The organism is Micromonospora cabrerizensis (genome assembly GCF_022230955.1).
Taxonomy (GTDB): domain Bacteria; phylum Actinomycetota; class Actinomycetes; order Mycobacteriales; family Micromonosporaceae; genus Micromonospora; species Micromonospora cabrerizensis.
The window spans coordinates 1-8,090 of the sequence record NZ_JAKKFI010000127.1 but is presented as its reverse complement, the minus strand read 5'-3'; the positions used below and the strand labels follow the sequence as shown (position 1 = coordinate 8,090).

The following is an 8,090-nucleotide window of genomic DNA, read 5'->3' as shown; positions in this document are numbered from 1 at the left end:
GAGCCCGGTCAGCTCGCCGACCGACTCGCCACGGCGGGCGGCGGCACGGCGGCCGGGTGCCTGGGCGGGCGCGGTCACCCGGGAGCCGAGCGCGCTGACCAGGGCCTCACAGCCGGCGTCGCAGGCCCGCACGGCGGCGACGGCCTGGCGGACCGTCTCGGCGACCGCGGAGGTGAGCGCCCGGTTGACCGCGGCGCGCCGCGGCGTTTCGGAGATGGCGACCCGCAGAGCGGTGACCGCCTCGTTGATCTCGTCGGCGTCGGCCACCCCGTCGGCGGCGAGGTGCGCGGCGATGGCGTCCGCCGCGACCGACACCTCGCGGCCCCGGGCGACGGTGCCGCCGAGCATTCCCGGCTCGGGCAGCGCGTCCAGCACTGCCAACGAGACCGGCTCGGCCGGGTCCGGGTACGCACGAAGGGCCGCCGGGTAGAGCTCGCGCAGAACCTCGCGCAGGGCCACGGCGGCCGAGTGTCGACCGCTGGCCAGCGCGGCGTGCGCGGCGAGCACCTGCTTGTAGCCGGCGAGATCCCGGGGTGCCGGCAGGGTGACGGCCGAGAGCGCGCCCGCCTGCAACGCGCGAGCCAGGCCGACGGCCCGTCGTTCGGCCGGAGGCGACTGCATCTCCTCCAGGGAGTCGTCGTCGGCGAACCGCTCGGCGAAGTCGTCCACCGAGTCGTCGTCGGCGATCGCCAGAGGTCGACCCGCCGCGCTCAACAGCGAGATGACCGTGTGGTCGTCGCTGTCGGCGGCGATGGCCGCACCGCTCGGCCCGCCCGACCGCTCCACGAGCAGCGCGACGAGCTGGGCGTAGCCAGCGGCCTCGTCGCTGATCTCGCAGACATGCAGCAGACGGCCTGCGTCGTCGACCACAGCGGACGTCAGCGTCGAACCGGCGGAGGCCGGTCGGTCAGCCGGATCCGCCGAGGCCAGACCGCAGTAAACGCGCACGAGCGCCACGGCGTCGTCCTCCTCCCGGGACAGGTCTTTCCTCTGCCAGCAACTGATGCTCCCCGGTACGGGTCAGTCGCGCCAGTCCACCACCGCAGAGATCTTGCCGACAATGGTGCGCCAACCCAAACTCGCGGTCTGCGCACCGATCTTCTTCAGCCGCCGCCGACCCATGAAAGCGCCGATCCCACCGTTGGCGGTGGCACGCAGCGCCTCGTCCAGGTCGTCGAGGCTGGAGCCGGCGGAGAGCATGTCGAGTACCGCAGGCAGCCGCAATGCGTACGAGAGGTCACGCGCGGCCTCGCCTGCCTCGATCAGGAGGGTCGAATCCCAGGTGTCGTGCCCGCCGCGCAGGTTCTCCACGACGAGGTCGAGCTCGTAGGTGTCCTCTTCGAGGGGCGCGATATCTGCGGGCTCCACCCGTTCGGACAATTCATTCCAGCTGTCCAGTTGGGACAGATCGTTGGGCGCACCGGACCGGATGAAACTGACCAACGACTCGGGCGTCTTGAACAGCAGCAGCTTGCCCTGGTTGCTGAGGAAGACCGGCACCTCCTCGTCGTCCGCCTCGTCGGTGGCGTCCTCGTCGGCCTCGTCGTCCGCGTCGTCGGCGTCGGCGTTGCCGTCGCGGCGGCGGCGCGTCGACTCGTCCTCGTCGTCGGCGTCGGCGTTGCCGTCGCGGCGGCGGCGCGTCGACTCGTCCTCGTCGTCGGCGAACTCCTCGGCCAGGTCCTCGTCGAGGATGACGACGGTCTCGTCGTCCTCGTCCTCTTCCTCGATCACCTGACGTCGGGCGAGGAAGGGGTCGTCCAGGTCGCGCTCGGTCACGTCGGTCGGGGTCAGCGAGCTGGCCGGCCGGTACGCCCGCAGCGTGAAGCCGGTGCCGGCGGGCAGGGCGATCTCCACCGGGTCGATGCGCAGCTCGTCCCAGAGTGCACGGTCGACCGGGGCCGAGGGGCCGTCGGTCTCATCTGGCTCGGCCGCGCCGGTGGTGTCGTCGAGCTCGGGCTCGTCGGCGTCGGGCCGTTGGGGCGACTGGCGGGCCACGCTGACCTCCGTGTGCTTCGGGTTGCCCACCCGCCGGGGTCTCTGACCGGCGAGTGACTCTGGGCACATACCCTAGTCGGCGGCCCTGGGTGACCGATGCCCGCACCCCGGTGGCCGCGTGGCGCTCGGATTCGACCTGCTGGTGGCGGGCGCTGGCGAACCGGCCGTTCGACAAGTAGCGTAGCTACGCATGAAGGCCCAGGCGTTGCACGGCCACCTCGACGCTCTGCTGCTCGCCGTCCTCGAACAGGGCGCGCTGCACGGTTACGCCATCATCGAGGCGCTGCGCGCGCGCAGCGAGGGCACTCTGGATCTGCCCACCGGCACCATCTATCCGGCGCTGCGTCGCCTGGAGCGCGCCGGGCACGTGGCGAGCACCTGGAGCACCGTCAACGGCAGGGAACGACGGACGTACCAGCTCACCGACTCCGGCCAGCGGGCGCTGGCCGGGGAGCGCGCGGGTTGGCAAGACTTCCAGTTGACCGTCGGTCGGTTCCTCGACCCCGGCAGCCCGCCCACCACCCCGGCCTGACCCGGTCGAGCCGGCGACCACCGGGCGCGGGCACCGGGGCCGGGACACCGGCGACGTGGCTCAGTGGGCCGGGCTGGCGAGCGCCTCCGCCCGGCGGGCGGAGGCCTGCAACCAGCCGCGGACCGCACGGGTCAGCGAGAAGTAGGCGCCGCCCACCAGCACCGCACCGATGATCATCGGCGGCCACCGCAGCGCGTCGTCCCAGAGAGTCATCGACCAGGCGAACAGGGCGCAGCCGGCGATCATGGCGAGAGCCAGCATCCCGGTCAGGCCGGCGCCCACCGCGCGTTGCGCCAGGGCCAGACCCGGCCGTGTCGAACGGGCACTCGCCGCGACCACCAGCAGACCGGCCACCGCGAGCAGCAGTGAACTCATCCAGATCCAGTCGACCGAGTTGGAGAGCAGCAGGTAGCCGGCCGGCGGTCGGGGGCCGCTGCTCCAGCTCGACCCGCGCCAGGTCAGATCTCCGGCGGCCACCCCGACCCCGGCGATCGCCAGCATCCGCAGGGAGAGCCCGCGCAGGGCACCGACCGCCAGCTCGGCCTGCCAGGAGGGGAGGACCTGCGCCGGCGAGCCGAACTCGACCACGGCCCGGCGCTGCGCCTCCGTGGACGGCACACCGCTCTCGCGGTACGCCTCCACGGCGTCGAGCAGCCCGTGCCGGGCCTCGGTCAGCAGGTCGGACTTGAGTCGCGTCGGCCCCTGCAACCGGGCGGCCAACTCCCGCAGGTGCTCGTCGACCAACACGTCCTCACGGTGCGGCATGGCACCACCCTGCCACGGACCACGGAGCCCCGACGTCGGGGAGAACCCTGGTCCGTCCCCGAGCCCCGGTCAGGGGGCCAGTGCCAGGTAACCCCGTTCGGCCGCAGCCTGGAGCAGCCACTGGTCCCGGTACCAGCCCGGGGAGGCGACCAGGTCGGCGTGCCGGCCGCGCTGGATCACCCGGCCGCCGTCGAGGACGACGATCTCGTCCAGCTCGGCCAGCCCGCTGAGTCGGTGGCTGATCAGCAGCACCGAGTGCCCGGCGGGGGTGGCGGCGAGGGTGGACGCGAGCACCGCGTCGGCGGCGGCCGGATCAAGACCTTCGGTGGGCTCGTCGAGCACCAGCACCGGCGGCGCGGCGAGCAGGGCCCGGGCGAGCGCCAGCCGCTGCCGCTGGCCACCGGAGAGCTGCCCGCCCTCCTCGCCCACCAGCGTGTCCCAACCTGCCGGCTGGGCGCGTACCCACTCCAGCAGGCCCGCGGCGGCGGTGGCGGCCGTCAGCGCCTCCTCGTCCGCCCCGGCCCGCCCGAGCAGCAGGTTCTCCCGCACCGTGGCGTGGAACACGTACGCCTCGGCCAGCAGGCCGCCGACCGCGCGGGGCAGTGCCTCCTCGGCGTACGCCGAGAGGTCGTGACCGTCGAGGGTCACCCGGCCGGACACCGGCCGGACGGCGCCGGTCAGGACGGCGGCCAGGGTGCTCTTACCGGCGCCGCTCGGGCCGACCACCGCGATCCGACGCCCGGGCGGCAGGTCCAGGCTGACGCCGTCCAGGGCGGGTGCCGCGCCGGTCCGGTACCGCACGGTCACGTCGAGGAAGCGCAGCTCGTGGGGACCGACCAGGTCCGTCATCCCGGCCGTGGGCGGGGCAGTCGCCGTGCCGGCCTCCAGCAGGTCGGCCACCCGGGCCAGACCGGGCCGCAGCTGCGTCCACTGCCGGGCCGCCGTGACCAGTGCCAGCGTCACCTCGACGGCGGCCAGCGCGCCGACGGCCAGGACACCCACCAGCACCCCCGACACGTCGGCGGCCAGCGCGGCCAGCACCACCGCCGCGGCGGTCAGCCCGGCGGTCAGCACCCCGGCCGCGTCCACCGCGAACCCGGTGGCGGCCAGCCGACGTTCCAGGCGGGCCAGCCGGCGTGCGCGCTGCGTGGCGGCGCGCAGCGTGGCGTCGGTGGCCCCGAAAGCGGCCAGGTCGGCTGCGCCGTGGGTGAGGTCGATCGCGTCGGTGGCCAGCGCGCCGCGCAGAGGAGCCACCTGGGCCGCGCTGCGGCGGGTGACCGCGGTGGCCAGCGCGGGTAGCGCCACCCCGGCGACCAGCAGCCCGACGGCGAGCGCACCGGCGGCGGGCAGTGAGATCAGCGCCGCCACGGCGACCGCCAGCACACCGACCAGGGCCGCCGCCGAGCCCGGGACCAGCACCCGCAGCAGCAGGTCCTGGACGGCCTCGACGTCGGAGACCAGCCGGCTCAGCACGTCCCCCGACCGGTGTGCGGTGCCACGCCGGGCGGCGAGGGTGGCGAAGACCCGGGCCCGCACGTCCGTGATCATGCGGAGCACCGCGTCGTGCCCGGCGAGCCGTTCGCTGTAGCGGAACACACCACGACTGATCGCCAGCGCCCGGACCGCGACGATCGCCACGGTGAGCCGGTCCAGCGGAGGCTGGCCGGCCGCGCTCATCAACAGCCAGGTGGCGGTGGCCATCAGGGCGAGCCCGGCGAACTCGGTGGCGGCCGCGAGCAGCCCGGCACCGACCAGCCGACCCAGGTACGGGCGGGCCAGCCGCAGCACTGCGCGCTCGGCGGCGGTCCGCCCGGCCGGTGCCGTGTCCACCGGTGCCGATCCGTGTGCCGTACTCATCGGGCGACCTTCCCGGTCGGCTCGGGCGTCAGCTCGGTGACCCGACCGTCCTCGACCCGCAGGATCCGGTCGGCGTCGGCCAGCAGCGCCGGTCGGTGCGCGACCAGGAGCGCGGTGCGCCCGGCGACCAGACGGCGGGTGGCGTCGAGCACCACCGCCTCGGCCGCCGTGTCCAGGCGGGCGGTGGGTTCGTCGAGCAGCACCACCGGCGCGGCCCGCAGGAACGCCCGGGCCAGCGCCAAGCGCTGCCGCTGCCCGCTGGACAGCCCGTGGCCGCGTTCGCCGAGCAGGGTGTCCAGGCCGTCCGGCAGGCCGGCAACCACGTCGTCCAGGGCGGCGTCGTGCACCGCGGCGGCGAGCGCGTCGGGCGTGGTGTCCGGTGCGCCGAGCCGGATGTTGTCGGCCAGCGAGGCGGCGAAGAGATGAGCGCGCTGCGGCACCCAGGCGAGTTGCCGACGCCAGGCGTCCGGGTCGGCGGTGGCGAGGTCGACCCCGTCCACGGTGATCCGGCCGCTGGTCGGGGTCACGAAGCCGAGCAGCAGGCCGAGAAGCGTGCTCTTGCCGGCCCCGCTGGGCCCGATGATGGCGATCCGTTCGCCGGCCCGGATGGTCAGGGTCACGTCACGCAGGGCGGTGGTCCGCTCGTACGCGACGGTCACCCCCTCGAACCGGATGTCACGTCGCGCGTCCGGGACGGCGGCGCCCTCGGCGGCCCGGGGTGCGGTGGGCGCGGCCGAGATGGTCAGCGCCTCGTCCAGCGCGGCGAGCCCCTCCATGCTGGCGTGGAAGCGGCTGCCGGCGGCCCGCAGCGGCAGGTACGCCTCCGGCGTGAGCAGCAGCACCAGCAGCGCGGTCTGCAGGGCCAGCCCGCCGCCGAGCAACCGGATGCCGACGGGCACCGCCACCAGGGCCACCGACAGGGTGGCGACCAGCTCCAGCACCAGCGCGGAGAGGAACGCGATCCGCAGCGTCTTCATGGTGGCGACGCGGTGCCCGTCGGCCATCCGGCGCACCACCTCGGTCTGCGCCCGGGCCCGCCCGAACGCGCGCAGCGTGGGCAACCCGGCGACCATGTCCAGGAAGTGCCCGCCGAGCAGGGAGAGCCGCCGCCACTGTCGTTCGGTGGCGGCCTGGGCCTGCCAGCCGAGCAGGGCGCCGAAGACCGGGATCAGCGGCAGGGTCAGCGCGATGATCAGCGCCGAACTCCAGTCGGCGAAGACGACCCGGGCGAGCACCGCCAGCGGCACCGTGACGCTGAGCACCAGCTGCGGCAGGTATCCGGTGAAGTAGGCGTCCAACGCGTCCAGCCCGCGCCCGGCCAGCGTGGCGATCTGACCGGCCCGCTGCCCGGCCACCCAGCCGGGCCCGTGTCGGCCGACCGCGCCGAGCAGGTCGGCCCGCAGCGCAGCCTTGACCGTGGCGGCGACCCGCGCCGAGACCGTGCCCTGCGCCCACACCAGCGCGGAGCGGGCGGCGACCGTGACCACGAAGGCAGCCAGCGCCGGCCGGTCCAGTCGACCGTCGATCGCGGTGGCCAGCACCGCCGCGAGGGCGGTGGCCTGCGCCACGATCAACCCGGCGGCGAGCACCCCCAGGAGCGCGAGCACGGCAAGATCGCGCCGGGCCGCAGGGACCCGGCGCAGCAGACGCGGGTCGAACGGACGGCGCTTCACCAGTACACCGGTGCCCTGCCGTCGGTCCGTCCTCGGAAAACCCACCAACACATCGCCTGGAAGCCTAGTAGGGCCGGAAGGAGCGGCAGCGCCACCCAGCCGAGGAGCCGCAGCGTCGGTGCGCTCGCGGCGGCGTCGGCCACCGTCAGCGAGGCGCCCGGGTCGGTCGTGGACACCAGCACGTAGGGCCAGAGGGCCGCCCCGACCAGCACCACCGGCAGTGCCAGGGCCGCGCCGGTGGCGGCCAGAGCCCACCCCGGCCGCCGCCGCGCCAGCGCCGCGCGGGCCGCCAGCAGCGCCGCCGCGAGCAGCACCGGCAGGAGTACGGCCGCCGTCGGCCGCTGGACTGCGTCGCGTACCCGGGCGGAGAGCAGGCCCACGACGGTGGCCAGGGCGACCGCGGTGAGCGCCACCGGCACCAGTCGGCGGGCCGTGCGGCCGACCACGGCGGCGGCGTCGGCCGACAGGCGCAGCGCGAGGAAGGTCGCGCCGTGCACCGCGACCAGGGCGACCATGGCCAGCCCGACGGCGGCCGCGAACGGGGTGGCCAGGTGCGACACCCCGGCGACGTGTCCGTCAGCCTGAAGGGGTACGCCCTGGAGCAGCGCGGCGAGCACCACCCCCCAGCCCAGTGCGGCGAGGGCGCTGCCGATCATGACGACGCGGTCCCAGCGCGCGCGGATCCGCTCGTCGGCGGGCCGGCTGCGCAGCTGCACCCCGACGGTGACGAGGATGACGCCGACCAGGGCACCGGCCACGGCCGGGTAGCAGCCGGAGAGCAACTCGCCCTCCAGCACCGGGAACGCACCGAAGAGGATGCCCACGGCGGCCACCAGCCAGACCTCGTTGCCGAGGAAGAACGGGCCGAGCGCGGTGAGCGCCTCCCGCCGCAGCGCGGGGCCGCCACCACGGGCGAGCAGCAGCCCGACGCCGTAGTCGTAGCCGGCGAGCACCAGATAGCCGGCGAAGAAGAGGCCGAGCAGGGCGTACCAGGCGAGGTCCACGGTCTTCTCCTCAGTTCCTCAATACCTCAGTTACTCAGTGCCTCAGTTGCTCAGTGCCTCAGTGCCTCAGTTGCTCAGTGCCTCAGTGCCTCGGGCGAAGGCCGGTTCGGGGTGGGCCGACTCGGTCGGCGGCGCCGGTGGGCGGCCGAGTGCCGGGTCGGCCGCGCCCCGCGCCGCGTGCCGGGCGAGCAGCACCCAGTTGGTGACGGCGAGGGTGCCGAGCAGCAGGCTGAACCCGATCAGCGAGGCGAGCATCACCGGCGC

At 74.8% G+C, this 8,090-nt stretch carries 6 protein-coding genes and 2 pseudogenes; 1 reads left to right on the top strand and 7 read right to left on the bottom strand.

Annotated features, from left to right (window positions below):
* Together LADH09A_RS31030 and LADH09A_RS31025 are read right to left on the bottom strand one after the other, a co-directional pair.
* Positions 1-981: pseudogene (locus tag LADH09A_RS31030) on the bottom strand (transposase); the annotation flags it as partial.
* Between the two features lie 39 nt (positions 982-1,020).
* Positions 1,021-2,025, bottom strand: coding sequence for a SatS C-terminal domain-containing protein (locus LADH09A_RS31025; RefSeq protein WP_238649223.1), 1,005 nt, complete (start codon positions 2,023-2,025; stop codon positions 1,021-1,023).
* A gap of 160 nt (positions 2,026-2,185) precedes the next feature.
* Between LADH09A_RS31025 and LADH09A_RS31020 the strand changes: the two genes are divergently transcribed.
* Positions 2,186-2,527: a PadR family transcriptional regulator gene (locus LADH09A_RS31020; protein ID WP_238649222.1), complete on the top strand. Its 342-nt coding sequence runs from the start codon at positions 2,186-2,188 to the stop codon at positions 2,525-2,527.
* 60 nt (positions 2,528-2,587) lie between these two features.
* Here LADH09A_RS31020 and LADH09A_RS31015 read toward each other — a convergent pair whose 3' ends face one another.
* The 5 genes and pseudogenes from LADH09A_RS31015 to LADH09A_RS30995 form a co-directional block, all read right to left on the bottom strand.
* Positions 2,588-3,292, bottom strand: coding sequence for a permease prefix domain 1-containing protein (locus tag LADH09A_RS31015; RefSeq protein WP_238649221.1), 705 nt, complete (start codon positions 3,290-3,292; stop codon positions 2,588-2,590).
* 69 nt (positions 3,293-3,361) lie between these two features.
* A complete protein-coding gene (gene cydC / locus LADH09A_RS31010; RefSeq protein ID WP_238649220.1) occupies positions 3,362-5,149 on the bottom strand; it encodes a thiol reductant ABC exporter subunit CydC in 1,788 nt (595 codons plus the stop codon).
* The gene (gene cydD / locus LADH09A_RS31005; protein WP_238649219.1) at positions 5,146-6,822 is read right to left on the bottom strand and encodes a thiol reductant ABC exporter subunit CydD; all 1,677 of its coding nucleotides are present in this window, start codon (positions 6,820-6,822) and stop codon (positions 5,146-5,148) included. Before cydD ends, cydC begins: the two co-directional genes overlap by 4 nt.
* Positions 6,819-7,826, bottom strand: a complete 1,008-nt coding sequence (locus tag LADH09A_RS31000; protein WP_238649218.1) for a cytochrome d ubiquinol oxidase subunit II — start codon at positions 7,824-7,826, stop codon at positions 6,819-6,821. Before LADH09A_RS31000 ends, cydD begins: the two co-directional genes overlap by 4 nt.
* Positions 7,827-7,892: 66 nt before the next feature.
* A pseudogene (locus tag LADH09A_RS30995) lies at positions 7,893-8,090 on the bottom strand (hypothetical protein); the annotation flags it as partial.